Below are 531 nucleotides of genomic sequence, written 5' to 3' on the forward strand. Positions count from 1 at the left end.
AGCGGCGGGCGTCGCCGCCGGCGCAGCGCCCGCATTGACGTTGATGCTGCCCCCAGTCAGCCAGCTGGGCAGCATGCCGGTGAGGGCCTGCAGCTTCGGAGCGAACCATGCCACGATGCGGTCCCACACCGAGACGAAGGCGTCGTACAGCCCGGGAAACCAGCCCTTGATGGCATCCAGCGCCCCCTGGACGATCTGCCCCAGCTGCTGCCAGTCGCCGGTGAAAACCGCCACCAGCGCCTGCCCCATGCCCGACCAGAAGCCGACCACCAGGTTGACGTAGGCCGAAGCCGCATCCGCCAGGCCTTGCCACGCCGCCTTGAGCAGGCCGACCACCGTATCCCAGTTCTGCCACAGCAGGAACGCGGCACCGGCGATCAGGCCGATGACCGCCAGGATCGGGTTGGCCATGAACGCGGCGCCGAGCAGCCGGATCAGGCCGATCAGCTTGGGTAGCATGATGAAGAGGCCGTTGCCCATGATCCAGGCGAAGCGGCCGAAGGCGAACACCACCTGCCCCACCGCCAGCGC

The 531-nt window shown here is 68.5% G+C and carries 1 pseudogene; it reads right to left on the reverse strand.

Going from position 1 to position 531, the window contains the following annotated elements:
* Nucleotides 1-531: pseudogene (locus tag AC3WON_RS31105) on the reverse strand (hypothetical protein); the annotation flags it as partial.

Source organism: Cupriavidus sp. FW305-46 (genome assembly GCF_058787075.1).